This window comes from Ruegeria sp. AF2 (assembly GCF_056542025.1).
This window is the reverse complement of the sequence record NZ_JBQFZC010000007.1, coordinates 42,494-65,957: the sequence shown is the minus strand read 5'-3', so window position 1 is coordinate 65,957 and position 23,464 is coordinate 42,494. Positions and strand designations below refer to the sequence as shown.

20 protein-coding genes are annotated in these 23,464 nt (G+C 57.5%); 7 read left to right on the top strand and 13 right to left on the bottom strand.

Annotated elements, in window-relative coordinates:
- Positions 1-5 precede the first annotated feature (5 nt).
- On the top strand, positions 6-1,439 hold the full coding sequence (locus ACR0NM_RS18040) for a nodulation protein NodH (RefSeq protein WP_480615994.1): 1,434 nt from the start codon (positions 6-8) through the stop codon (positions 1,437-1,439).
- 7 nt (positions 1,440-1,446) lie between these two features.
- Here ACR0NM_RS18040 and ACR0NM_RS18035 read toward each other — a convergent pair whose 3' ends face one another.
- The 8 genes from ACR0NM_RS18035 to hslO form a co-directional block, all read right to left on the bottom strand.
- Positions 1,447-1,965 carry a L,D-transpeptidase family protein gene (locus ACR0NM_RS18035; RefSeq protein ID WP_170408782.1) on the bottom strand — a complete coding sequence of 173 codons (519 nt, stop codon included), beginning with the start codon at positions 1,963-1,965 and terminating at the stop codon, positions 1,447-1,449.
- A 62-nt stretch (positions 1,966-2,027) separates the two neighbouring features.
- Complete coding sequence (locus tag ACR0NM_RS18030; protein ID WP_170515151.1) at positions 2,028-2,813, bottom strand: ion transporter; 786 nt, start codon at positions 2,811-2,813, stop codon at positions 2,028-2,030.
- A gap of 22 nt (positions 2,814-2,835) precedes the next feature.
- Positions 2,836-4,059: a class I SAM-dependent RNA methyltransferase gene (locus tag ACR0NM_RS18025; protein ID WP_480615992.1), complete on the bottom strand. Its 1,224-nt coding sequence runs from the start codon at positions 4,057-4,059 to the stop codon at positions 2,836-2,838.
- 39 nt (positions 4,060-4,098) lie between these two features.
- The gene (locus ACR0NM_RS18020) at positions 4,099-5,931 is read right to left on the bottom strand and encodes an ABC transporter ATP-binding protein (RefSeq protein ID WP_170802764.1); all 1,833 of its coding nucleotides are present in this window, start codon (positions 5,929-5,931) and stop codon (positions 4,099-4,101) included.
- Positions 5,928-7,766 (bottom strand): ABC transporter ATP-binding protein, encoded by a 1,839-nt coding sequence (locus tag ACR0NM_RS18015; RefSeq protein WP_170636716.1) that lies wholly within the window; start codon positions 7,764-7,766, stop codon positions 5,928-5,930. The genes ACR0NM_RS18020 and ACR0NM_RS18015 overlap by 4 nt, the downstream gene beginning before the upstream one ends.
- Positions 7,767-7,960: 194 nt before the next feature.
- The gene (locus ACR0NM_RS18010; protein ID WP_480615990.1) at positions 7,961-9,115 is read right to left on the bottom strand and encodes a CCA tRNA nucleotidyltransferase; all 1,155 of its coding nucleotides are present in this window, start codon (positions 9,113-9,115) and stop codon (positions 7,961-7,963) included.
- Positions 9,112-9,711 carry a CoA pyrophosphatase gene (locus ACR0NM_RS18005; RefSeq protein WP_170399354.1) on the bottom strand — a complete coding sequence of 200 codons (600 nt, stop codon included), beginning with the start codon at positions 9,709-9,711 and terminating at the stop codon, positions 9,112-9,114. The genes ACR0NM_RS18010 and ACR0NM_RS18005 overlap by 4 nt, the downstream gene beginning before the upstream one ends.
- A complete protein-coding gene (gene hslO, locus ACR0NM_RS18000; protein WP_480615988.1) occupies positions 9,701-10,687 on the bottom strand; it encodes an Hsp33 family molecular chaperone HslO in 987 nt (328 codons plus the stop codon). The genes ACR0NM_RS18005 and hslO overlap by 11 nt, the downstream gene beginning before the upstream one ends.
- Before the next feature lie 76 nt (positions 10,688-10,763).
- Here hslO and ACR0NM_RS17995 point away from each other — a divergent pair, with 76 nt between their 5' ends.
- On the top strand, positions 10,764-11,207 hold the full coding sequence (locus ACR0NM_RS17995) for an NUDIX hydrolase (RefSeq protein WP_170734069.1): 444 nt from the start codon (positions 10,764-10,766) through the stop codon (positions 11,205-11,207).
- Here ACR0NM_RS17995 and ACR0NM_RS17990 read toward each other — a convergent pair.
- The gene (locus tag ACR0NM_RS17990) at positions 11,204-12,478 is read right to left on the bottom strand and encodes a SpoIIE family protein phosphatase (RefSeq protein WP_170466766.1); all 1,275 of its coding nucleotides are present in this window, start codon (positions 12,476-12,478) and stop codon (positions 11,204-11,206) included. The genes ACR0NM_RS17995 and ACR0NM_RS17990 overlap by 4 nt on opposite strands.
- Before the next feature lie 142 nt (positions 12,479-12,620).
- Between ACR0NM_RS17990 and ACR0NM_RS17985 the strand changes: the two genes are divergently transcribed.
- Positions 12,621-12,950 (top strand): Hpt domain-containing protein, encoded by a 330-nt coding sequence (locus tag ACR0NM_RS17985; RefSeq protein WP_223118324.1) that lies wholly within the window; start codon positions 12,621-12,623, stop codon positions 12,948-12,950.
- Here ACR0NM_RS17985 and ilvA read toward each other — a convergent pair.
- A complete protein-coding gene (ilvA, locus tag ACR0NM_RS17980; protein ID WP_480615986.1) occupies positions 12,947-14,173 on the bottom strand; it encodes a threonine ammonia-lyase IlvA in 1,227 nt (408 codons plus the stop codon). The genes ACR0NM_RS17985 and ilvA overlap by 4 nt on opposite strands.
- Positions 14,174-14,230: 57 nt before the next feature.
- Positions 14,231-14,998 carry a hypothetical protein gene (locus ACR0NM_RS17975; RefSeq protein WP_170649042.1) on the bottom strand — a complete coding sequence of 256 codons (768 nt, stop codon included), beginning with the start codon at positions 14,996-14,998 and terminating at the stop codon, positions 14,231-14,233.
- A gap of 139 nt (positions 14,999-15,137) precedes the next feature.
- On the opposite strand from ACR0NM_RS17975, the gene ACR0NM_RS17970 reads away from it, so the two are divergent.
- The 3 genes from ACR0NM_RS17970 to msrA all read left to right on the top strand — a co-directional run bounded on the left by ACR0NM_RS17970 (position 15,138) and on the right by msrA (position 17,544).
- Positions 15,138-16,364, top strand: a complete 1,227-nt coding sequence (locus ACR0NM_RS17970; RefSeq protein ID WP_480615984.1) for an argininosuccinate synthase — start codon at positions 15,138-15,140, stop codon at positions 16,362-16,364.
- A gap of 135 nt (positions 16,365-16,499) precedes the next feature.
- Positions 16,500-16,781, top strand: coding sequence for an SCP2 sterol-binding domain-containing protein (locus tag ACR0NM_RS17965; protein ID WP_170598637.1), 282 nt, complete (start codon positions 16,500-16,502; stop codon positions 16,779-16,781).
- A 91-nt stretch (positions 16,782-16,872) separates the two neighbouring features.
- Entirely contained in the window at positions 16,873-17,544 is a 672-nt protein-coding gene (msrA, locus tag ACR0NM_RS17960) for a peptide-methionine (S)-S-oxide reductase MsrA (protein WP_170399396.1), read from the top strand.
- Here msrA and ACR0NM_RS17955 read toward each other — a convergent pair.
- Together ACR0NM_RS17955 and ACR0NM_RS17950 are read right to left on the bottom strand one after the other, a co-directional pair.
- Entirely contained in the window at positions 17,541-18,413 is an 873-nt protein-coding gene (locus tag ACR0NM_RS17955) for a ribokinase (protein ID WP_480615982.1), read from the bottom strand. The two genes, msrA and ACR0NM_RS17955, sit on opposite strands and share 4 nt — an antisense overlap.
- Positions 18,414-18,416: 3 nt before the next feature.
- Positions 18,417-20,672 carry an NADP-dependent malic enzyme gene (locus ACR0NM_RS17950; protein WP_170466734.1) on the bottom strand — a complete coding sequence of 752 codons (2,256 nt, stop codon included), beginning with the start codon at positions 20,670-20,672 and terminating at the stop codon, positions 18,417-18,419.
- Between the two features lie 161 nt (positions 20,673-20,833).
- Between ACR0NM_RS17950 and mutS the strand changes: the two genes are divergently transcribed.
- On the top strand, positions 20,834-23,446 hold the full coding sequence (gene mutS / locus ACR0NM_RS17945; RefSeq protein WP_480616067.1) for a DNA mismatch repair protein MutS: 2,613 nt from the start codon (positions 20,834-20,836) through the stop codon (positions 23,444-23,446).
- The last annotated feature ends 18 nt before the right edge of the window (positions 23,447-23,464 follow it).

The window sequence follows — 23,464 nt, the reverse complement described above, 5'->3', positions numbered from 1 at the left end:
ATAAAATGACCCGCCGCTTCGATTATTTCATCGTTCTGGCCGATATGCGGACCGGTTCGAACCTGCTTGAATTACAGCTGAACACGCTGGATGGCGTCACGTGTCACGGAGAAGCGTTTAACCCCTATTTCGTCGGCCTGCCAAAACTGGACAGCGTTCTGGGCTTTACCCTGGAAGATCGTGAACGCGACCCGATGGCGCTGATCGACGCCATCCGAAACGCGCCGGGCGAGATGAACGGCTTTCGCTTTTTCAGCGACCACGATGCGCGGGCGCTGCCACCGGCGCTGGATGATCCGCGCTGCGCCAAAATCATTCTGATGCGCAACCCTCTGGATAGCTACATATCGTGGAAAATCGCCTTGGAAACAAAGCAGTGGCGGTTGGTGAACATCAAGCAACGGCGGGAGGCGCAAATCACCTTCGATGCCGAAGAATTCGCCGAACAGCTCGACCAGCGGCAAGCATTTCAACAAACAGTGCTCAAACATCTGCAGACCACCGGGCAAACACCGTTCTATATCGACTATGACGATCTGAATAATCTGGACGTTCTGAACGGCCTTGCCGGATGGCTGGGCGTCAGCGCACGTCTTGAAGAACTGAACCAGCATCTCAAACGCCAAAACCCGGCGCCTGCCCTGTCGAAAGTGACCAATCCGGATGATATGGAGCTGGCCCTGTCGCAACGTGACCGCTTCAAGCTACACCATATCCCAAGTTACGAGCCGCACCGCGGGCCGGCTGTTTCGCGCTATGTGGGTGCTGCGCAAACTTCGCTGATGTACCTTCCGGTGCGCGGCGGCCCCGAGGCTGAAGTGGTGCAGTGGATTGCCGATCTAGACGGGGTGTCTCAAGCCGACCTGATCACCGGCCGCAATCAAAAACAGACCCGTCAATGGATGCAGGATCATCCCGGTCACCGCAAATTCACGGTGCTGCGCCATCCGCTGGCGCGCGCGCACGCTGTGTTCTGCGACCGTATTCTGCACACAGGTCCCGGCGCATATGTCAGCATTCGCAATATGCTGAGCCGACGGTACAAGGTGCCGCTGCCTGCCAAGGGTGATCTCAGAAATTATACCCGCGATCAGCATTCCGAGGCGTTCGCGGCCTTTCTGGGCATGCTGCGCAGTATTCTGGCGGGTCAAACCCCGATCCGTGTGGATGGGGAATGGTGCGGACAGGCGCAGACGCTGGAAGGCATGGCCGGTTTCACCATGCCCGACCTGATCCTGCGCGAGGATGAGATGGAAACCGCCTTGCCCGACCTTGCCTACAAAGTTGGGCATACAGCCCCGCCAACCCCAAACAGGGCCAAGCCGGACGCGCCGTTTGCACTTGATCAGATTTACGACGCACGGCTTGAAGCGCTGGCGAAGGAAGCATACCAGCGCGACTATACTGTATTTGGATTTGGTGACTGGAAACCGCTTTGAACCTTGCTTAGGGGCGCAGGGTAATCACGGTTCCTTCATTCACCATGGCGTAGATCTCTTCGATCTCATCATTCTTGACCGCAATACAACCTGCCGTCCAATCCGGGGTCTTCTTAGCCCGCTTGAACTCGGATCGCAGATTGGGTTGTCCGTGAATGAAGATGTCGCCGCCCGGATCAACACCTGCGGCCTTGGCTTTAGCCAAGTCTTCCGAATTGGGATACGATATACCCAACGATAGATGATACCTGCTGCGCGGATTGCGGCGGTCGATCAGATAGGTACCCTCGGGCGTACGACCATCGCCTTTTTTGTTTTTCGTGCCGTTGGGCGCAAATCCTAGATCGATATCATACTCCCGCAAAATCTGCTCGTTATGGAGCAAATACAGCTTGCGTGCACCTTTGTTGATGACCATCGAGGTCACCTCGGGCCCGCGATAAGAAAGAAATCTGGGTTTGGCTGAGGCACACGCTGAAAGGCTCAGCGTTGCCATTGCGCCCATTCCGAATGCTCGACGATCCATTATTTTCACTGCCTGATGCTCTTTTTTGTCAATTATTATGCCAGATTTTCGCGAAACTTAAATCACTTTTTGCTGTTCGACTGTTCCGTCAGGCGGCGTTCGATCGATTCCAGCCTTTCAAGAACCTCGTCACGATAAGCGTCGGTCTTGACCTCATCCTCGGCATGGTGGGCATCCTGCATCGAGTTCACGATGAGACCGACCAGCAAGTTCACCACCGCAAAGGTGGTCACCATGATGAAGGGAACAAAGAAAAGCCAAGCGTAGGGATACACCTCCATCACAGGGCGGACAATGCCCATGGACCAGCTTTCCAGCGTCATGATTTGGAACAGCGTATAGGCCGACAGACCCAGATCGCCGAACCAATCGGGGAACGTGCCCGAGAAAAGCTTGGTTGAGATCACAGCGCCGATGTAAAACAGGATCGCCATCAGCAGGAACACGCTGGCCATGCCCGGCAGGGCTGAGATGAAGCCTTCGACCACTCGGCGCAGGCGCGGCGCGACCGAGATGACGCGCAGGACCCGGAGGATACGCAGTGCTCGCAGAACTGAAAGCGCCCCTGCACTGGGAACTAGGGCCACGCCCACGATCACGAAATCAAACACATTCCAGCCGCTGGTGAAGAACCGGCGCCCTGTGGCGATCAGTTTCATGACGATTTCGATGACGAATATGGTAAGGCACAGCTTGTCCAACGTCACGATCAGCGGGCCCGCTGCGTCCATCAGCGTGGGCGATGTCTCCATCCCCAGCAGTACCGCGTTGAACAGGATCACACCGGTGATGAATTTCCCGAAAGCCGGTGCTTCGATGATGGGCAGCAGTCGTTGGGCGATCACCATGCGGGCGGTCCTTATCTCAGGGTTATTTGTTCAAAATGAACCGAGCGGCAAGTTCGGTGTGTGACGACCATCGAAATTGGTCAACCACCTGTACCCATTCAAGGGCATATCCGGCGTTAACCAGCATTTTTGCGTCACGGGCAAAGGTGATCGGGTTGCACGAGACATAAACAACCACCGGGCGCATGGCCTGCGCCAGCTCGGCCACCTGCGCCTCGGCCCCAGCGCGCGGCGGGTCAAGCACAACGGCGTCGAATTTCTTGAGTTCATCGGGCATGAGCGGGCGGCGGAACAGGTCTCGGGCCTCGACTGTGACCTGTTTCAAACCTTGCGCGTTGCGCCAGCCCTGATCCAAGGCCTTCGTCATCTCGGCCTCACCTTCGACTGCATGAACTTCAGCAGTCTGTGCCAGCGGCAGAGAGAATGTCCCGCATCCGGCGAACAGATCGACAATCCGCTTTGCCCCCGACGTAGCGTCGGAAACAGCCTGTAATAGAGCCTGTTCTCCGTCTTTTGTGGCTTGTAAAAACGCTCCGGGCGGTGGGGTGACGCCAGCGGTTCCAAAGCGTTGGATCGGAGGTACACGCATGGCGATAACCTCATCATCCCAACTAAGCCGGGCTAGGCCGTGATGCTCGGTCGCTTGCGCGAGCGCCAGCTCCAACGGTCCATCCAGCGGTTTGCCGCCCTTGACCGCAACATCCAAACCGCCTTCGGACAGGGTCAGCGTTACGGCCAACACACCTTTCCGACTGCCACCCAACAACGCCAAGGCTTCGGCCACCGGGATGGCCGCAATCAAGGTTGGGTGCAGCAAATGGCAATCCGGGATTTCGGTAATCGTGTCAGAAGCGCGACCATGAAACCCGGCCAACGTACCCTTCTTGGTGCGCCGTACGGCGATGGTGGCCCGACGGCGGGATCGTTCAGGCGAAGTGTGAATGGGCCGCATCAGGGCATTGAGCCCCTGCGCGGCCAACGCGTTGCGCACCACCTCAATTTTCCACTCGGCGACAAAATTATCGGTCGCATGTTGCAACTGGCAGCCGCCGCAGGCCTTGTAATGACGGCAGGGTGCCTTGACCCGCTGATCCGAGGGTGTTTTGACCCGAATATCGTTCAGAAACTGACCCAGCAACGTACCGCTGACCACTTCACCCGGCAGAGTGCGTGGCGCATAGATCGGACCATCGGCGATTCCGTCGCCCTGATGTCCAAGGCGGTTTATTATGTATTGCTGCGTCATGGAGGCCTGATAACTGGGGTTTGAGCGCAACAAAACCCTTTATTCTGCAGCCTCGGCCTGAATGAAGCCGCCCGATTGGCGATGCCAGAACCGGGCGTACAACCCGCCACGCTCCAGCAGAGCCTCGTGCGTCCCGCTTTCAACGATGTGACCGTGGTCCAGAACAATAATCCGATCCATCTCGCTAAGCGTGGACAGGCGGTGGGCAATAGCCAGCACGGTCTTGCCCTGCATCACCCGGTGCAGTGCCGTCTGAATCGCTGCCTCGACCTCGGAATCCAATGCCGACGTCGCCTCGTCCAGAACCAATATCGGTGCGTCTTTCAGGATAGCGCGAGCCAGAGCGATCCGCTGTCGTTGCCCGCCGCTCAGCTTCACGCCGCGTTCGCCCAGATGCGCGTCATAGCCCTTGCGTCCTTGCGCATCTTCGAGACCGAGTATGAATTCATGCGCCTCGGCTTTGGTCGCGGCCTCTATCAGCTCATCTTCAGTCGCGTCAGGACGACCATAGAGGATGTTCTCGCGCGCCGAACGATTGAACATCGCGGTTTCCTGCGTGACCATCCCAATCTGTTGCCGCAGGCTGTCCTGAGTCACGTGAGAGACATTCTGCCCGTCGATGGCAATAACGCCATGTTCCCCGTCATAAAGCCTTAGCAAAAGTGAAACCAAAGTGGATTTCCCAGCACCTGAGGCCCCGACTATGCCCAACTTTTCACCCGGTGCGGCGGTGAAATTAAGATTAGCAACACCACCGATATCGCGGCCATAGGCAAAGCTGACGTTGTCAAAGGCAATCTCGCCCTCTGAGACCACAAGTGTCGATGCGTTCGGAGCATCCTCGACCCGAACGCGCTTGGTCAGTGTGTGCATTCCGTTTTCAATCTCACCGACATTTGCGTAAAGGCCCATCAGTGTGAAACTGACCCAGCCGGTCATTTGCGAGATGCGTATCGCCACGGCCCCGGCCGCCACGATGTCCCCGGCCGTCGCGATGCCCGCCTGCCACAACCACAGTGTCGCGCCGATCAACAGGACCGGCAGCACCCCCGCCAGAGTCATTAGGATGAACCGGAAACTGGCCGATAGCTTGCCGAATTCCAGCGACCGTTCACGCAGGTCGACCATGGAATTTCGGGCGGTATGATCTTCGAACTCGGAATGGGCAAACAGCTTGACGGTCTTGATGTTGGTGATCGTATCGACCACCTGCCCCGACACCATCGCCCGCGCCCCCGCCCGCGCGGCGGAGCGTACGCGTATGCGTGGAAGATACCAGCGCACCAGCAGGAAATAGACAACAAGCCAGGCAACAAATGGCAGCATCACAAGCGGGTGAATAGACCCTAATAAAAGCAATGAGCCTGCAAGTGAGGCAATAGCAAAGACAATAGCGCTGATTGTTTCGGACACCACTTGCGTCATGGCGTTCGATGTCTGCATCTGTTTTTGGGCGATACGTCCGGCGAAATCGTCATCGAAATAGGTCACAGACTGGCCCAGCGTCCAGCGGTTCAGTTTTGCCAAAACCAACGGCGTGATGTTGGGCATGACGATGTAGTTATTTGCCACCGACGACAGGCCGAACAGTGCGGGGCGTAGAAGCATGAAGAATGCGACAGCACCCAAAATGATCGCGAGATTGCCGCCGGTCAGAAACGTCTCGGGACTGCTGTTGGTGGTCAGATCAATGACGCGGCCCAGGACCCAGGCGGTGCCAGCCTCCATCGCACCCGCGATCGCCGAGAAGGCGGCTGCGACGAACAGCATCGGCCAGGCGCCGGACAAGCTCCAACGGATGAACGCCCCCAGCGTTTGCGGCGGGGGCGTTTCTGTGTCTTTGAACGGTTGGATGAGGTCGGCAATCCTCATTCAGCGGCCTCCGGGTTTAGGAAGCCTCCAGATTGCCGCGCCCAGAACTGAGCGTAAAGCCCTCCTTGCGCCAACAGATCGGAATGACCACCTTGTTCAACGATCCGGCCGCCATCCATCACAAGGATGCGATCCATCTGAGCAATCGTGCTGAGCCGGTGCGCGATGGCGATCACGGTCTTGCCTTGCATCATGCCGTAGAGTGTTTCCTGTATCGAGGCTTCGACTTCGGAATCTAGGGCAGATGTCGCCTCGTCCAATAGCAAAATCGGCGCGTCTTTCAGGATCACCCGCGCCAGCGTTACACGCTGCCGCTGACCGCCCGACAGTTTCACGCCCCGCTCGCCCACATGCGCATCATAGCCAGTGCGGCCCTCCGGGTCTTGCAGATCGAGGATGAACTCATGCGCTTCGGCCTGTTTCGCAGCGGCAATCATCTGTTCTTCGGTCGCATCAGGCCGACCATAGAGGATATTGGCCCGAACCGAGCGGTGCAACAGAGCACTGTCCTGCTGAACCATGCCAATATGGCTGCGCAAACTGTCCTGCGTGACCTTCGAGATATCCTGGCCATCGATCAGGATCGCACCCTTCTCGACGTCGTAAAACCGCAAAAGCAGCTTTACTAGGGTCGATTTTCCGGCACCTGAGCGACCGATCAGGCCGATCTTTTCGCCTGGCCGGATGGTCAAGTTGACGTGATCCAAACCACCGGTTTCCCGTCCATAGTGATGAGACAGATCGCGTATTTCGATCTGGCCATTACCCAGCCGCAAAGGTTTCGCATCAGGTTCGTCCAACAGATCGATGGGCTGCGCGATGGTCTGCATACCCTCGGCAACGATACCCAATTCGCGAAAGAAGCTGGTCAGCGCCCACATGATCCACCCGGTCATGGCATTCAGCCGCAGCGTCAAGGCTGTGGCGGCGGCCACCACACCGACCGTTGCGCTACCTTGCGTCCAAAGCAAGATCGCCCAACCAACGACTCCCACGATCAGCACACCGTTCAATGCAACCAGCGCGGCATCCATAATGGTGAAAATCCGCATCTCGATCTGGAAAGTGCGGCGGGTTTCCGCAATCGCCTCGCGCGCATAGTCCTGTTCCTGAGTGTCATGGGCAAACATCTTGATGGAGTGGATGTTGGTATAGCTATCCACCACCCGGCCCGTCACGGTAGATCTTGCATCCGACGCCGCCTGCGACGCGGGGCCGACCCGCTTGACGGTCCACCGCACCAAGGCCCCATAGAACACCAGCCAAATCAGCAACGGCAGCAACAGGCGCGGATCAGCTGCCATCAGCAAAATGGCCGCGCCGATCATGTAGGCGATCGAGAATGAAATCGCGTCAAAGACCTGAAACACCACCTCGCCCGCGGCGGGCGGGGTCTGAACAACCCGGTTTGCGATGCGCCCGGCAAAGTCATTCTCGAACCAGCCAACCGATTGACGCAGAACATGTTTATGCGCCCGCCAACGGATCAGAGTGCCAAAGTTCGGCAGGATTGTGTTGTTGAGCAGCAAAACGTCAACAAGCTGAAGGATGGGACGAATAAACAGGATCAAGGCGGCAACCACGACCAATTCAGTCCCGTGCGCCTGCCAGAATTCAGCAGGAGAACTGCCCAACAGGTCCACAACGCGACCCATATAAAAGATCAGCCCGACCTCGACAGCAGCAACGACCACGGACATCAGCGCGGCCAATACAAAAACGCGTTTGAAAGGCTGCGAGTATCCCAGCATGAAAGGCCACAGCCGCGTCGGTGGCTTGTCAACCTGTTCATAGGCAACAAAAGGGTCAATGAGATTTTCGAAGTAGCGAAACATGGAGAGTGCTCCGATTGAGCAGAAAATAGGTCATGCGAAGAAAGATGGCGCCAGAACACCACCCCTACGGGTCAAAGTGTTCCGGGCTTTAGCCGAACCAGATCCCGTAATACATTCGCATTCCTCCCTCCATATGAGTCAGGCGCACCCTGCCAAATCAAATCGGGTTTGTCATCCCTTTTTGAGACTTCAAATCAGTCGGCCAGCAATTCTTCGCGGCTAAGCGCGAAATCCGACGCGATCCAACGCGCCTCAAGCTCGGCCAGTTTTGCGCCCAGCGCGGGGCCCGAGAAGGCGGGGATCAAATCCGCCGCCTTGATCGGGAAACTGGCCGCGGACCCTTTTTGCAAAGCTCGGTTCAGGTCTTCGGACCAAGGCTGTTCAAGAAATGCATGACGCAAAAGTGTCTCGTGCAATCCGCCTTCCGACCCATAGCGATAACCCAATTCTGCGACACTGGTCGTCGCCATCGCTTCGTCGCGCATCCGAGCCAGACGCTGCAGTTGCGCGCGGCTAAGACGCAGGGTTTTGGCCACTTCGGGCGATGCAATCGCGGCCAAACGACGAATCGCTTCGGGCGCTGCATGGGCGTCTTGTTCCAGCTGAACCAGGATCGCCAGCGCCCGGTCATCAGCCCCGGGCAAAAGCTGCGCCAAAACGCCAGTGACGCGCATGGCGGCAACCGACGGCGCGGGGTCAGGCGCTGCGAGCAGTTTAAGCATCTCGGCCCCGACCCGTTCGCGCGAAAGTGTCTCTAACCCGTCCAAATTTGCAGCTATTGCATCCAGTGCAGCGGGGTCAAAGCCACCGTCCGCATCCCCGTACCAAGCATGAAACCTGAAATATCTGAGCGATCGTAGGTAGTCTTCTTGGATGCGATCACAGGCCTCCCCGATGAACCGCACGCGACGCGCCTGTAGATCCGGCAGACCGTTCAGCGGGTCAAGGATTGTGCCGTCAGGTTTGGCATAAAGCGCGTTCATGGTGAAATCACGACGCGCGGCGTCTTCTTCGACCTTGTCGGAAAAGGCGACGACAGCACGCCGACCATCCGTTTCGACGTCACGGCGAAACGTCGTGACCTCGTGCGGGATACCTTTGCTGACAATCGTCACGGTGCCATGGTCTATCCCTGTTGGTATCGGCTTCAGCCCAGCTTTCTGCGCCAGTTCCACGACGTGTTCAGGCCTAGCGTCTGTGGCGATATCAATGTCAGAAACCGGCGCCTTCAGCAGAGCATTGCGCACACAACCACCGACGAATAGCGCCTGCGCCCCGCCGTTGGTCAGGGCGGTGCATACATCCTGCGTGGCTTGGTCGGTTAACCAATCTTCTGTGATCCGCTTCATTCACTCATCCGCGCTGCCAATCCCCGCAGCATCCGTGCCGTCGCACCCCAGATATAATAGGGGCCATAGGGCACAGCATAGTAATACCGTCTTTGTCCACGCCAACGGCGCGACTCGACGACATAATTCTCTGGGTTCAGGACATGCGCAAGCGGAACGAAGAAGATCTCATCCACCTCGCCCGGTTCGGCGACTGGTTCAAAACTGGCTTCAAGGATCGCAACAACCGGCGTGACCGAAAAGGACGTCACGGTTTCATGAGTCGGCAGATGACCCAGAATACTGGGTAGTTCTGGCGGAAGACCAATTTCTTCCTGTGCTTCGCGCAAAGCTGTCGCAGTAACGTCGATGTCGCCCTCATCCTGTTTTCCACCCGGAAAGGCGATCTGGCCCGGATGGTGTTTCAACGCCGAAGAGCGTTTGGTCAAGATCAATCTGGGTGCGTCTCCCGTTACGGAAACAGGCACTAACACGCCTGCAGGGCGCAGTTTGCGCCCCGCCGGCAGCACCGTTTCCGGGTTCAGATCAAAGTCACTGGACCCGGACCCGTCACGGCTCAGCGCCTCGGTCAGGTCTGTGATCAGATCACGCGCCATCCCGGCCTTCGGCCTCGAACCCGACGGTCGCAGGGTCCAGCACATAGTGCGCACCGCAGAATTGGCAGTCTGCTGTGACGGTGCCTTCGTCCGTGGTCATTGTCGCAATATCCTGCGCCGAATAGATCGACAGGCTTTGGCGCACGCGATCTTCGGAACAAGTGCAACCGAATTTTACCTGCTGTGCATCATAGACGCGAGGCTGTTCCTCGTGAAACAGACGCACCAGAAGGTCGGTTGGCGCGACGGATGGCCCGATCATCTCCAGATCATCCACGGTGTCGAGCAGGATGTTGACGCGATCCCAGTTCTCGCCCTCTTCACCATCCACCAAATCCGAGGCAGACAGGATCTCTCCGCTGCCCTCCCCGGAAGCGGCAAAGGGCGAGGCTTTGGGCATGTGCTGCAGCATGATCCCGCCAGCGCGCCAGTGTTCACCGACGCCGGGTTCGGTCGATTTGCCAAAGCTCAGCGAAAACCGGGTCGGCAGCTGTTCGGACTGCGCGAAATAGGCTTCCGCACACGCGCTCAGTGATCCCCCGGCCAGTGGGGTGATGCCCTGATAAGGCTGTGTACCTTCACCTTGGTCAATCATGATGGCGAAGTACCCGTCACCCACCTGATCGAAAGGGGCTGCATCGGTCAGCCGGTCGCGGTCAAAGCTCGCATAGGCGCGGATCTGCGCGGGTTCACCCTCGACCTGTGGCGCATAATAATCGGTTGCGATCATCCGCACTGCGCCCTTGGATTGCACCTGCAGAGACAGCTTCCAGCGCAGCGATACTGTTTGCCCTATCAATGCAGTCAGCAGGGCCATCTCGGCCACCAGCGCCTCGACCACCTCCGGGTAGTCGTGCTGTTTCAAGATGCCGCCCAACACGCCGTCCAGCCGGGCCACGCGGCCTCGCATGTCGGGTATATCGAGTTGAAAGGGCAGGACGGTATCGTCCCACGCGATTTTGGTTCCAATAGACATGGGGTTTCCTTAAGCGCCACAGGTTGGCATACCGCCACCATATAGGTTGAACAGTTTGGGTTGAAAGGGGCCTTACATGATCAGACGGTTCGGTGAAAGCCCCGAGGCAGAGCGAAAATACACCCGGCGGGCCGGCGTTTATGCCCTATTGCCACAAGGCAACCGATTGCTGCTGACCTGTCAGCTGGAACCCGGACCCGATCTGCAGCTGCCGGGCGGCGGCATCGATCCGGGGGAATCACCCATTACAGCGCTTCACCGTGAGGTTTACGAAGAAACCGGCTGGCTGATCGCCGCGCCCCGGAGAGTGGGTGCGTTTCGTCGATATACCTACATGCCGGAATACGATCTGTGGGCCGAGAAGGTCTGCCTGATTTACCGCGCCCACCCGGTCAGACGCCTAGGCCCTCCGACCGAAGACCTTCACGAGGCCATTTGGATGGAGACCGCAGATGCCGTTCATCTGTTGGGCAACGAGGGCGACGCCCATTTCGCCCAGCGCCACCTGCATGGGCTTTAAGGTCCGTTATATTCAAAAAACACTGCAGAGACATCATCCGCAATTCCGCTGTCCGGTGACATCACCTGTGTAAGACGCCAGAACATATCATCCAGGAATTCCGGTCCACCGTGATCGGCGGCGCATTCAACAGCCATCGCCTTCAACCCGTCATCATCCAGCAAACTGCCGTCGGCGAGCTGGCATTCGGTGAACCCGTCCGAATGCAAGAGCAGCTTGTCGCCCGGTTGCATATAGGTTTCCGTCTGCTGAAACTGCGCCTCGGGCAGCAGACCAATGGGCAACCCGCCTTCTCCCAGAAATTCGGTATTACCATCACGGCGCAGCAACAGCGGATGCGGGTGTCCGGCCTGCACCATTTTCAGATGTCCGTTGCGCAGATCGATGATGGCATAGACCATGGTGAAATATTCTTCGATCCCGGCATCGGCGATCAGACGCGAGTTGAGCAACGACGCAACCTCTTCGGGTGGCAGAAGGGCGTAGAATTTATTGAAACGACGCTCCATCGCAATGTTCTGATCGAAATGCGTGCTGGACAGATACCCGCCCAGCCGTGCCGTCATCATCGCAGAGGTGATCCCGTGGCCGGAGACATCGATGCTGTAAAACCCCAGCCGATTGACACCGGGCGAGAACATCCCCACCAGATCACCGCCGATATGACCGCAAGGTTTCAGAAGCAGGCTGACCTGTGAGTTGCCAAAGGTTCCCTTCAATTCGGGCACCAGCGAGTCCTGAATCTTTCGGGCCTGCATCAGATCTTTATCGATCGCATCATGGGCAAGCTTCAGTTCGTTCAGCGCTGTTTCGATCAACTGGTTTTTTCGGGACAATTCGCGTTGCATGTCAAGAATACGCGCCCCGGCCGATATGCGCGCACGCAGCTCATCAGCCTCAAGCGGCTTGATCAGAAAATCGTCTGCCCCAGCATCCAGACCGCGCGCGACCTCCTGCTTTTCGCTTTTTGAGGTCAGAAGAATGAAATAGCTATATTGCTCACTGTCCAGCTCTCGGAAGGCGCGACAGAACTCAAGCCCGCCCATACCTGGCATGACCCAGTCGCTTAGAACAAGATCAGGTGGGTCCGAGGTGCAAAGCTCTATCGCGGCTTCACCACTGTCGGCTTCAAGAACCTCGAATCCCCACTTTTTTAGCGAGGCCACCAGAATGCGCCGCTGCAGACGGCTGTCGTCCACAACAAGAACCTTGCGGATCGCGCCAAAATCCAGCTCGACCCGGGCCTCTACTTGACTGGCATCCGGCACCATGAAGTCCCTGTACTTGCTCAACTCTCCAGTTGTCGCAACGCTATGCCTCTCAGCTTAACATCCTATGAAAAACCAAATCGCCGCGATTTAACCCCATCTTTACCCGCGACGGTCTAACAATATGCAATCGCAAGAGGGTGGCATGATTCAGTGGTCCAGAGTCAGACAGTTACGTGATGAAGTCGGCGCAGACGAGTTCACCGAGGTTGTCGAAATCTTTTTGGACGAGGTTCAGGAAGTTATCACTAAGCTACGCGATGACACTACCCGGTCCGAGATCGAACAGAACCTGCATTTCCTGAAGGGCAGCGCGCTGAGTCTTGGCTTTGATAGTTTCTCGAAACTGTGCCAAGACGGTGAGCGACGCGCAGCCGCAGGTGAAAGCGCCGCCGTTGATTTGCTGGCGATTATCGCGGCCTACGACGAGTCGAAAAAACTGTTTCAGGCCGGTCTGGCCGAAAACCTGCGCTAGATCACAAACTGTGCCAGCGTCTCGTCTTCGGTGATATCCGTATAAGTAAACCCGGTTTCATCCAGATGCGCAAACAGGCGCATGAAATTCTCTGGCTTGCGGGTTTCGATCCCGATTAGCACCGAACCAAAATTGCGCGCCGATTTCTTCATGTATTCGAACCGTGCGATATCGTCTTCGGGCCCCAGAATACCCAGAAATTCTTTCAAAGCGCCAGGACGCTGCGGCAGGCGTAAGATGAAGTATTTCTTGACCCCGGAATAACGCTGCGCACGCTCTTTGACCTCGGGCAAGCGTTCGAAATCGAAATTCCCGCCCGAGGTGACACAGACCACCGTCTTGCCACGCACAAAGCTTTGCACGTCACCCACAGCCTCAACCGCCAACGCACCGGCAGGTTCCAGAACGATGCCCTCGACATTCAGCATCTCGATCATGGTGGTACAGATGCGGTCTTCGGACAAAGTCAGCACATCCGACAGATGCCGCGATTTCAGCAATTCAAACGGTTTCTCACCAATCCGGCCTACTGCTGCGCCATCGACAAATGTATCCACATGATCCAGCGCCACCGGGTGCCCCGCTGCCAGCGCCGCGCGCAAACACGCCCCGCCGGCCGGTTCCACGAACAGGCAATGCGCCCGGTCCCCGAACCAGGTCGCCACCCCCGAAGACATACCGCCGCCGCCAACCGGCAGAATTACATGATTGGGCACTTGGCCCAATTGCTCTTCGATCTCAACCGCCAATGAGGCCTGCCCCTCGATCACATCCGCATCATCGAACGGAGACAGGAAATACCCGCCCTGTTCTGCGCACCAGCTTTGCGCCGCAGCCAGCGTGTCATCGAAATAGTCACCGATTAGATGAACCTCGATATTGTCGCCGCCGAAAATGCGCGTCTTTTGGATCTTCTGCTGCGGCGTGGTCACCGGCATGAAGATCACACCCCGCACACCCAGATGCTTACACATATAGGCCACGCCCTGCGCATGGTTGCCAGCGCTGGCGCAAACGAAAAGGTCCTGCCCCTGCTGCTTGCGCATCGCATTGAACGCACCGCGGATTTTATACGACCGCACCGGGCTGAGGTCTTCGCGCTTGAGCCAGATATCCGCGCCGTATCGATCGGATAGATGAGCATTCCGCTGCAACGGAGTTGCTGGAAACACTGAGCGCATTGCCTTTTCGGCAGCGCGGGCGCGGGTCGTGAAATCAGTCATGTTGGATTCCCTGCCCCATCATCGTCGAAAGGGCAAGGAATACATATGTGTACGGGCTTAGGCCAGCTCGCGCTTTTCGATGAACACACCATAGATCGTCGTCAGGATACTGACATTGATCAAGGGGACGATCAGCATGCTCGCAAACAAGACAATCAAGACACCTATGATCGGGACGAAAAGCAGCAAAGACGCCAGTAGCTGAAGCAATATTTGGAAGAGGATGGACAAGACAACCAGAAGTGCGATGGCTCCGCTTGCGCCCGAGGTTGCTTGCCACGCTTCAGACAGCTTTATTGGTTTTCCGATCGCTGCGCCGGGTAAAATCGGGGAGGCCCGATAGAATCCGATCGTGAGAAAGATGATCAAACCCAGCCAAACCAGAATTCCCAGCGCCACAGAGGATTGCGCCATCATGCCCATGATCAGCGCTCCCGGTATCATGATGATAAGAGCGATTAGGCCGAGCATCAGAAGGCGTCCGAAATAGGCGAGCACACGGTCGAACCTGAAAGGCGGAACCAAACCGCTTGGATATTCCTCAAGTAGAACAAAACGGTGCCACGACACGACAATCCACAGCATGACCCCAAAGACAACGGCCATAAGGCAGAGCAGAAATCCGGTGAAGGACGCGGCCGTTACGCCTTCAGGGAAGCCATTGGTTTCACTGTTGAATTCTTCGAAAGGGATGCCAAACAGGAAGAACAGGCCGATGGCTAAAAAGCCGCCAATGAGCGCCGGTACGACTGAAATCTGTAGCGCCTGCGTCAGGTTCCTAAGAACCATCCTCACCGAATGCACGAAAATCTCTAATCCCAGCATAAATACCGCCCTCTCAACCAATCCTTGTTCTCTATCCGCCCGTTTCACCCCAATTCCCGGGCTGCGTCAATCCACACAGCTTGCCCCCACGCCCAAAACCCGTTAGGGGCCAGTCGTTCTACGCATAAAGGGAAGTCAGATGTCCGCGCCCAAGAAAGTTGTTCTAGCCTATTCCGGTGGCCTTGATACCTCGATCATTCTGAAATGGCTGCAGACCGAGTATGGCTGTGAGGTCGTAACCTTCACCGCCGATCTGGGTCAGGGCGAGGAGCTGGAGCCCGCCCGCAAGAAAGCCGAGCTGCTGGGGATCAAGCCCGAGAACATCTATATCGAAGATATCCGCGAGGAATTCGTCCGCGACTTTGTCTTCCCGATGTTCCGCGCCAATGCACAGTACGAAGGGCTGTACCTGCTGGGCACCTCGATCGCACGGCCTCTGATCTCGAAACGTCTGGTCGAGATCGCCGAAGCGACCGGTGCTGACGCTGTCGCCCATGGCGCAACAGGCAAGGGCAACGATCAGGTACGTTTTGAGCTGGCCGCTTACGCACTGAATCCCGACATCAAGGTGATCGCGCCGTGGCGTGAGTGGGACCTGACCAGCCGTACCAAGCTGTTGGAATTTGCCGAGGCCAACCAGATCCCGATCGCCAAGGACAAGCGTGGTGAGGCCCCGTTCTCGGTCGATGCCAACCTGCTGCACACCTCGTCCGAGGGCAAAGTGCTGGAAGACCCCGCCGATATGGCACCAGACTATGTCTATCAGCGCACCGTCCACCCCGAGGAGGCGCCGAACGAGCCGGAATTTATCGAGATCGGTTTTGAAAAAGGCGATGCGGTCAGCATCAATGGCGAGGCGATGAGCCCCGCGACCATCCTGACCAAGCTGAACGAATTTGGCGGCAAGCACGGCATCGGTCGTTTGGACCTGGTTGAAGGCCGGTTCGTGGGCATGAAATCGCGCGGTATTTACGAAACCCCCGGCGGCACCATCCTGCTGGAAGCGCATCGTGGGATCGAGTCCATCACCATGGACCGCGGCGCGATGCATCTGAAGGACCAGCTGATGCCGCAATATGCCGAGCTGATCTATAACGGCTTCTGGTACAGCCCCGAGCGTGAGATGCTGCAGGCGGCGATCGACAAGTCGCAAGAGCATGTCACCGGCACCGTTCGCGTGAAACTGTACAAAGGTCTTGCCTCAACCGTGGGCCGCTGGTCGGATCATTCGCTGTACTCCGAGGCGCACGTGACCTTTGAGGAAGACGCCGGTGCATATGACCAGAAAGATGCGGCAGGCTTCATCCAGTTGAACGCACTGCGCCTAAAGCTTCTGGCCGCGCGTGACAAACGGCTGAGCAAGTAAGCGTTTAGAATTTTAGATCTGGCCCCGGTGTCTGATCAGGCACCGGGGTTTTTCTTTGCCGGGTTTCCGTCGGGTCGGGCTTGCCCGGATCAGGCGATTGTCTTTACGCATACGTCAATCAGGGAAGGACGAATAATGCTGCAAGACATCGCCGACGGAATTCAAAAGGGTTTGAACGGCAAAAACTTTGACGGATCGCTTAAGTTCGATTGTGGCGACGAGGGCGTGATCGTTCTGGCGGAGAATACTGCCTCAACCCAGGATCGGGACACAGACTGCACCATCCGCATCTCGCGCGAGAACCTCTCTAAGTTGCTGACCGGTAAGCTGAACCCAATGACCGGGGTTGCGCTGGGCAAGCTGAAAATCTCGGGCAACATGGGTGTTGCGATGAAGCTGGGGCAACTGCTGGGCTGATAAACTCGTCTCACCAGCGCGTGACAAATCATGTCAGCGCATTGCAAGCACAAAAATCTGCGGGCAGCTTGGTTTCGGAAGGAGACCTGCCATGACCCGGATCACTTACCTTGATTGCCTGAAACCTTCACTTCTGTTTGTGCTGATCTTGTTGGCAGCAATGCTGCGCGCCTTACCTGCTCCGGCCGCTGGCACTGAAACGCTAACAGTCGCCGGTGGCTGTTTCTGGTGTGTGGAATCCGATTTCGAGTCCGTGCCCGGCGTGATCGGCGCGGTCTCGGGCTATACCGGTGGCAAGACGGATAGCCCCACCTATGATCAGGTCTCGAAAGGCGGAACAGGGCATTACGAGGCGGTCCAGATCACATTCGATCCCGCCCGCGTTTCCCGTGCAACCTTGCTGAACATGTTCTTCCGCTCAGTCGATCCCACGGATGCGGGTGGCCAGTTCTGCGATCGCGGCGACAGCTATCGCACAGCAATATTCGTCTCTAATAAAGGGGAAAAGGCGCAGGCGCAGCAAGCCAAGACCAGCGCACAAAACGCGCTGGGGCAGACTGTGGTCACGCCGATCCTGCAAGCCGGAACGTTTTATCCAGCCGAGGCGTATCACCAGGATTATTACAAAGGTAGCAAGCTGGTACTGACCCGCTTTGGTCCCAAGCGCCAAAAGAACGCCTATAAGGCCTACCGCGAAGCCTGCGGCCGCGATGCGCGGGTCAAACAATTGTGGGGCAACGAAGCGCCCTTTGCAGGGTCCTAGTCAAACTGCGCTTCGCGCACCTCTTTCAGATCAGGAATGACATCTGCGGTGCCGTGCCGCGTGACCATCAGGGCCGCGGCGCGGTTTGCTTGGGCAATCGCCTGCGCCATCGGCATACCCCGGTCCATTCCAGCCAACACATAGCCGGTGAATGTGTCACCTGCCCCGGTGGTATCCACAGCGTTGACCTTATGGGCCTGAAACGCTTGGGGTTGATGATCTTGCTGATAATAGCGCGCACCTTTTGAGCCAAAGGTGACGATCACATGTTCGACCGGCAGGTCTGAAGGGGCGAGACCCGTTGCATCCTGCAATTGCTCGGCCTCGACTTCGTTGAGGATCAGAAAATCCAAATAAGGTAGAACCACTTGAACTGCGTCTGCCTGAAATGGGGCGGCGGCGTAGCAGACAGTCAGCCCCATTTCGCAACCTAGTTTAGCGGCCTCAATCTGCGCATTGGTTTCGTTCTGCATCACCAGAAGATCACCTGAAACCGCCGAGGACAATGCCTGCCCAAGTTGGTCGTTCGAGATGGCATGGTTGGCGCCTTGATACAGAACGATCAGGTTTTCTCCCTGCGCATCTACTGCGATGATGGCGTGACCGGTCGGCACATCCACCTCGGCAATATGCCGCGTGTCCACGCCATACTCGGTCAGCCGATCCCGCGCCCAAAGGCCATCCGCGCCCACCGCGCCGATATGGGATACCCGCGATCCAGCTCGTGCAGACGCCACAGACATGTTGGCGCCCTTGCCACCCAGAAACCTCTGTAGCCCGCTGGCCGCCAGTGTCTCACCCGCTTCGGGCAAATGCGGCAGGGCATAGACCATATCCGCGTTGATTGAGCCAAGGTTCCAGATTGTCATGATTTACCCGATATCGCAGGAGGCCAGGATGGCCATGTTCAGAATGTCATTTGCGGTCGAGACCGTCGAACAGATCTGGATCGGCTTGTCGACGCCGGACAGGATCGGGCCGATCACGGTGGCGCCGCCCATTTCCTGCATCAGTTTGGTCGAAATCGAGGCCGAGTGTCGTGCAGGAACAATCAGGATATTGGCTGGTCCGGTCAGTCGTTGGAACGGATAGGCTTCCTGCTGATCAACATTCAGGGCCACATCAACCGTCATCTCGCCCTCGTACTCGAAATCGACGCCGCGCTCGTCCAGCACCGCCGGAGCACGGTGCATCTTCTCAGCACGTTCAGACACCGGGTAACCGAAGGTCGAGAAACTGACAAAGGCCGCCCGGGGCTCTAGCCCCATGTGGCGCGCCACGGCAGCGGCACGTTCTGCGATGTTGGCCAGATCATTTTCGTCCGGCCATTCATGCACCAGCGTGTCGCCAATCAGAACGATCCGTCCTTTGTGCAGCAATGCGGTAACCCCCGCCGCGCCATGGGCGGCATCCGCATCGAACACATGGTTGATACGGTCCAGCACATGCGCCGACTTACGAGTGGCCCCTGTCACCAGACCATCCGCATGACCATGCGCCAGCATTAAAGACGAAAACACATGCCGATCCCGTGCAGCGAGTCGGTGAATATCTTTGTGATCGAAGCCCTTACGCTGCAGGCGCTGATACAGAAAATCCTTATAGGCCTCGAGATGCGCGGTATTGGCGGCATTCACCACATCAATTTCACGCACCGCGTCCCCAAGACCAGCGGATTCGAGCTTTTCCTTTACGTCGTCTGGCCGGCCCACAACCAAAGCCTTACCAAAGCCCGAGCGTTGGTACATTACGGCCGCGCGCAATACGCGCGGATCGTCACCCTCGGCAAAGATCATCCGGCTTTGCGCCTGACGCGCCCGCGCGTTCAAGCCGCGCAGGATACTGGCCGTCGGGTCCATGCGGGATTTCAGGCTCAGCTCATAAGCGTCCATATCGATGATCGGACGTCGCGCCGCGCCGGTATCCATACCAGCCTTGGCAACCGCAGGCGGGATACGGTGGATCAGGCGCGGATCAAAAGGCGTTGGAATGATGTAGTCGCGCCCAAAAGTCAGCGACTTGCCATACGCCATTGCGACCTCATCCGGAACATCTTCACGCGCCAATCGCGCCAGAGCGTGGGCGCAGGCGATTTTCATCTCGTCATTGATCGCACGGGCATGAATATCCAGCGCACCACGGAACAGGTAGGGAAAACCCAGAACGTTATTCACCTGATTCGGATAATCGCTACGGCCCGTCGCGACGATCGCATCAACGCGCACCTCGTGCGCCTCTTCCGGGGTGATTTCCGGGTCAGGGTTCGCCATGGCGAAAATCACCGGATTGTCAGCCATGCTGGCGACCATGTCTTGTGTCACCGCCCCTTTGACCGACACGCCCAGAAATACATCCGCATCCTTCATGGCCTCTTCCAAAGTGCGAAGATCAGTCGTGATGGCATGGGCCGACTTCCACTGGTTCATGCCCTCGGTCCGGCCCTGATAAATCACGCCTTTGGTGTCGCAGACGATGCAATTCTCGTGCCGTGCACCCATGGCCTTGAGCAGTTCGATACAGGCAATTCCTGCAGCGCCAGCCCCGTTCAGGACGATTTTTACATCTTCGATCTTTTTGCCCGAGATGTGCAATGCGTTAAGCAGGCCCGCCGCACAAATCACTGCTGTGCCATGCTGATCATCGTGGAAGACCGGGATATCCATCTCTTCCTTCAAGCGTTGTTCGATGATGAAACATTCGGGTGCTTTGATATCTTCCAGATTGATACCGCCAAAGGTCGGACCCATCAGGCGCACAGCGCGACAGAACTCGTCAGGGTCTTCGGTATCCAGCTCGATATCGATCGAGTTCACATCAGCGAACCGCTTGAACAGGACCGATTTGCCTTCCATCACCGGTTTTGAGCCCAGCGCACCCAGATTTCCAAGGCCCAGAACGGCGGTACCGTTAGAGATCACGGCAACCAGATTGCCTTTGTTTGTATAGTCATACGCCGTCTCTGGTGCTTCAGCGATGGCTTCACAGGGAACCGCAACGCCAGGGCTGTAAGCTAGCGAAAGATCGCGCTGCGTGGTCATGGGTACGGTGGCCTGCACCTCCCACTTGCCGGGGGTCGGGTCTAGGTGAAAGGCCAGCGCCTCTTCTTTGGTGATCTTCGCTTTGGGCATCTTACAGGTCGTTTCCATGACTTTGGGGCTTTTGCCTCATAACGCAGGCGGGGCCGCGCCTCAACGAGAATGAGTTTTCACCTTTTACTGAAGATGCGGGATTTGTAAGGTCGCGCCCGGAACACGCCAGAAGGGGGCCGAATTTGTCCACAGTCACGCCGATGATGGCGCAGTACCTTGAGATCAAAGAGGCTCATGTAGATGCACTGCTGTTTTACCGCATGGGCGACTTCTACGAGATGTTCTTCGAGGATGCGGTGAACGCGGCTGAGGCGTTGGATATCGCGCTGACCAAGCGCGGCAAACACAATGGCGACGATATCCCGATGTGCGGCGTGCCGGTGCATTCTGCCGAGGGCTACTTGCTGACCCTGATCCGCAAAGGATTCCGCGTCGCGGTCTGCGAGCAGATGGAAAGCCCGGCGGAAGCCAAGAAAAGAGGCTCTAAATCGGTGGTAAAGCGCGGTGTTGTGCGTCTGGTGACGCCCGGCACACTGACCGAAGATGCCCTGCTAGAGGCGCGGCGGCACAACTTTCTGGCCGCCTATGCCGAGGTTCGGGACGAAGCCGCACTGGCCTGGGCCGATATCTCAACCGGTGCGTTTCACGTGATGCCGCTGACGTCAATCCGGTTGAGCCCTGAACTCGCTCGGCTGGCCCCATCTGAGCTGATCGTGGCCGATGGGTCCGAGGAAAAGCTGCATGAAACAGTCATGGACCTTGGCATATCGCTTACGCCTGTCGGACGCGCCAGTTTTGACAGCGCTGCAGCCGAGAAACGCATCTGCGGGTTGTTTCACGTGGGCGCTCTGGATGCATTTGGGAACTTCGGGCGCGCCGAGGTTTCGGCCATGGGCGCGCTGATCGATTATCTGGAGATCACGCAAAAGGGCAAACTGCCCCTGCTGCAAACGCCCTTAAAGGAATCCGAAGATCGTGTGGTTCAGATCGATGCTGCCACGCGGCGCAATCTGGAACTGACCCGGTCGCTCTCGGGCGGGCGCGCCGGGTCGTTGCTGTCGGTGGTCGATCGCACCGTTACGCCAGGTGGCGCGCGGCTGCTAGAACAGCGTCTATCAAGCCCATCACGCAATCTGGACGTGATCCACGCCCGGCTGGACGCGGTATCTTTCGCAGTCGAAGACAGCCTGATCGCCTCGGACCTGCGCGAAGCTTTGCGCAAAACACCTGATCTGGATCGTGCCCTGTCCCGGCTTTCGCTGGACCGGGGCGGCCCGCGTGATCTGGCTGCTATCCGCAATGGATTGGAACAAGCCGCAACAATTGCCGAAACCTGTGCCTCACAGGATCTGCCTGTTCTGCTGGCCACTGCTGTCCAGAACCTTGTCGGATTTGACGATCTGTTGACCTTGCTGGACGAAGCATTGGTTGCCGATCCACCCTTGCTGGCCCGCGATGGCGGCTTTATCGCCCCCGGGTTTGATAGCGAATTGGACGAAGCGCGCACCTTGCGTGACGAAGGCCGTTCGTTCATCGCAGGTTTCCAACAGAAATACGCCGAGCATACCGGCATCACTTCACTGAAGATCAAACACAACAATGTGCTTGGCTACTTCATCGAGACCACGGCAACCCATGCCGAGAAAATGTTGAACCCGCCATTTAGCGAGACTTATATCCACCGCCAAACCACCGCCAATCAGGTGCGCTTCACCACGGTGGAGCTGTCCGAGATCGAAACAAGGATTCTGAATGCCGGAAATCTCGCGCTAGAGATCGAAAAACGGCTCTATCAAAGGCTTTCTGGGGCCGTTCTGGATCTTGCCGCCCGATTGAATCAAGCCGCGCGCGGACTGGCTGAGCTGGATTTGACCACTGCACTCGCCGATCTGGCTCGCGGCGAAAGCTGGTGCCGTCCAAAGGTCGACGGGTCACGCGCATTCGACATCAAAGGAGGCCGTCACCCGGTGGTCGAGCATGCCCTGAGGCAGCAAAGCGGCGATGCTTTCATCGCCAACGACTGCGATCTGAGCGCCGATGCAGGCGCTGCAATTTGGTTGCTCACCGGCCCCAACATGGCCGGTAAATCAACCTTCCTGCGCCAGAATGCGCTGATCGCCCTACTGGCGCAGATGGGCAGCTATGTTCCGGCGGAACGGGCGCAAATCGGATTAGTCAGTCAATTGTTCAGCCGCGTCGGAGCGTCAGACGATCTGGCGCGGGGCCGCTCGACCTTTATGGTCGAAATGGTCGAAACCGCAGCTATTCTGAATCAGGCCGACGACCGCGCGCTCGTAATCCTTGATGAGATCGGCCGAGGCACCGCGACCTACGACGGCCTTTCCATTGCCTGGGCCACACTGGAACACCTACACGCGGCAAACCAATGCCGCGCATTGTTCGCCACCCACTACCACGAATTAACTGCACTCGCTGGAAGTCTGAACGGTGTAGAAAACGCGACCGTTGCAGTCAAAGAATGGGAGGGTGAAGTCATCTTTCTGCACGAGGTACATAAAGGCGCTGCCGATCGGTCTTACGGCGTCCAGGTTGCACAATTGGCTGGCTTGCCCGCCTCGGTTGTGGACCGCGCCCGTATCGTGTTGGATCAATTAGAAAAAACCGAACGTGAAGGCGGTAAGCAGAAAGCACTGATCGACGATCTGCCCCTGTTTTCAGCTGCGCCGCCGCCTCCCCCTGCGCCAAAAACCTCGCCCGTTGCTGATATGCTGGAAACCATCCTTCCAGATGAACTCAGCCCCCGCGAAGCCTTGGACTTGATCTACAAACTGAAAGAGGCGGCCAGATCCTGACCGCCTCGAACCCGGTTG

What these genes read in the sequence shown, in the direction of transcription:
- ACR0NM_RS18040 (WP_480615994.1), top strand. Translation starts at nt 6, where the DNA reads ATGACCCGCCGCTTCGATTATTTCATCGTTCTGGCCGATATGCGGACC.
- ACR0NM_RS18035 (WP_170408782.1), bottom strand. Translation starts at nt 1,965, where the DNA reads ATGGATCGTCGAGCATTCGGAATGGGCGCAATGGCAACGCTGAGCCTT.
- ACR0NM_RS18030 (WP_170515151.1), bottom strand. Translation starts at nt 2,813, where the DNA reads ATGGTGATCGCCCAACGACTGCTGCCCATCATCGAAGCACCGGCTTTC.
- ACR0NM_RS18025 (WP_480615992.1), bottom strand. Translation starts at nt 4,059, where the DNA reads ATGACGCAGCAATACATAATAAACCGCCTTGGACATCAGGGCGACGGA.
- ACR0NM_RS18020 (WP_170802764.1), bottom strand. Translation starts at nt 5,931, where the DNA reads ATGAGGATTGCCGACCTCATCCAACCGTTCAAAGACACAGAAACGCCC.
- ACR0NM_RS18015 (WP_170636716.1), bottom strand. Translation starts at nt 7,766, where the DNA reads ATGTTTCGCTACTTCGAAAATCTCATTGACCCTTTTGTTGCCTATGAA.
- ACR0NM_RS18010 (WP_480615990.1), bottom strand. Translation starts at nt 9,115, where the DNA reads ATGAAGCGGATCACAGAAGATTGGTTAACCGACCAAGCCACGCAGGAT.
- ACR0NM_RS18005 (WP_170399354.1), bottom strand. Translation starts at nt 9,711, where the DNA reads ATGGCGCGTGATCTGATCACAGACCTGACCGAGGCGCTGAGCCGTGAC.
- hslO (WP_480615988.1), bottom strand. Translation starts at nt 10,687, where the DNA reads ATGTCTATTGGAACCAAAATCGCGTGGGACGATACCGTCCTGCCCTTT.
- ACR0NM_RS17995 (WP_170734069.1), top strand. Translation starts at nt 10,764, where the DNA reads ATGATCAGACGGTTCGGTGAAAGCCCCGAGGCAGAGCGAAAATACACC.
- ACR0NM_RS17990 (WP_170466766.1), bottom strand. Translation starts at nt 12,478, where the DNA reads ATGGTGCCGGATGCCAGTCAAGTAGAGGCCCGGGTCGAGCTGGATTTT.
- ACR0NM_RS17985 (WP_223118324.1), top strand. Translation starts at nt 12,621, where the DNA reads ATGATTCAGTGGTCCAGAGTCAGACAGTTACGTGATGAAGTCGGCGCA.
- ilvA (WP_480615986.1), bottom strand. Translation starts at nt 14,173, where the DNA reads ATGACTGATTTCACGACCCGCGCCCGCGCTGCCGAAAAGGCAATGCGC.
- ACR0NM_RS17975 (WP_170649042.1), bottom strand. Translation starts at nt 14,998, where the DNA reads ATGCTGGGATTAGAGATTTTCGTGCATTCGGTGAGGATGGTTCTTAGG.
- ACR0NM_RS17970 (WP_480615984.1), top strand. Translation starts at nt 15,138, where the DNA reads ATGTCCGCGCCCAAGAAAGTTGTTCTAGCCTATTCCGGTGGCCTTGAT.
- ACR0NM_RS17965 (WP_170598637.1), top strand. Translation starts at nt 16,500, where the DNA reads ATGCTGCAAGACATCGCCGACGGAATTCAAAAGGGTTTGAACGGCAAA.
- msrA (WP_170399396.1), top strand. Translation starts at nt 16,873, where the DNA reads ATGACCCGGATCACTTACCTTGATTGCCTGAAACCTTCACTTCTGTTT.
- ACR0NM_RS17955 (WP_480615982.1), bottom strand. Translation starts at nt 18,413, where the DNA reads ATGACAATCTGGAACCTTGGCTCAATCAACGCGGATATGGTCTATGCC.
- ACR0NM_RS17950 (WP_170466734.1), bottom strand. Translation starts at nt 20,672, where the DNA reads ATGCCCAAAGCGAAGATCACCAAAGAAGAGGCGCTGGCCTTTCACCTA.
- mutS (WP_480616067.1), top strand. Translation starts at nt 20,834, where the DNA reads ATGATGGCGCAGTACCTTGAGATCAAAGAGGCTCATGTAGATGCACTG.